We start from the raw sequence: 1,017 nt of genomic DNA, 5'->3' as shown, positions 1-1,017 counted from the left end.
GGCGTTGACGCTGCCGGCGACACCGTCGTCCTCGATGGTGACCGCGAAGGCCCACATGCTCGCCACGACATTGCGCAGGGCGTCGTCGGTGCGGGCAGCCTCGAGCTGGGTCGCGAGGCTCCGGAGGCCGAGGTAGCAGCCGGCATCGGGCGTGAACAATTCGGGTGCGATCATAAGCGCGTCGAGCGCGGTGTAGACGTCGGAATTCCTGTTGGCGTCGAGCGCGAGGATGCGGCGTTGCTCGATCAGCGCGCGCGCGAGCGAGTTGGTGAACAGACGCTCGGGCAGGCGCATGTTGAAGGGTTCGCTTCTAGCCTCGTTGCCGGCCTCGTCTTTGGCGCTCAGCGTCAGCGTAACGTCGGCGCCGGCATACGGATCCTCGCTGAGATCCTTCACCGTCTGGCCGACGCCGTTGCGGGTGCGGGCGTTCGGCAGCACGAGCGGGAAGTGCGGCGGCTCGAACAACGGCCGCGCCGCGGCCTTGGCGTCGGAATCCTTGCGGCCATCCTTGACGGCATCTTTGGCGTCGGCGGAGCGCAAGGCAATGTGCGCATCCGCGCCGGTGACGCCGTAATCATCCTCGATCTTGTAGGAGAGCTGGAGCCCGCCGCGCGCCTGGCGCTCGGGATCCTTGGCGAGCACGATCGTCGGCGCACGGTCCGGCGTTGCCGCAAACGCCCATTGCGGCTGGCCGGAAGGCGCGCGGACACGCGCGGTGCCGTCACCGGTGATGGCAAAATGCTTCTCGTTGGTGCCCTTGGGTGCAGCCTCCGCGGGAGCGACCTCCTTGAGACCGCCGGAGACGGCGACATCCAGGCTGCCGCCGGAGGAGCGCACGATCAGGGTCGAGCCTGCGGGAACGGCAAGCGGGCCTGAAGCCGGCAGCGCCGCGGCCTCCTTGTTGGCGGCCGACAGGATGATCGGCGGCTTGCCTGTGTAGAGCGGCGGGGTGACCCAGGCATCAACGCGAACATTCGCTGGCGCCAGCACGCCGTTCCAGTCGAAGGCGGCCCCGAG

At 68.7% G+C, this 1,017-nt stretch carries 1 protein-coding gene; it reads right to left on the bottom strand.

Annotated elements, in window-relative coordinates; all coding sequences use genetic code 11:
• On the bottom strand, window positions 1–1,017 hold a 1,017-nt coding region (locus MOV75_RS39485; RefSeq protein WP_247008252.1), incomplete at both ends, for a TIGR02302 family protein.

Source organism: Bradyrhizobium sp. PRIMUS42, assembly GCF_023006515.1.
In the GTDB taxonomy this organism is placed as follows: Bacteria; Pseudomonadota; Alphaproteobacteria; order Rhizobiales; family Xanthobacteraceae; genus Bradyrhizobium.
Note: the sequence above shows the minus strand (reverse complement) of the source record. Positions and strands in the feature narration are given on the sequence as shown.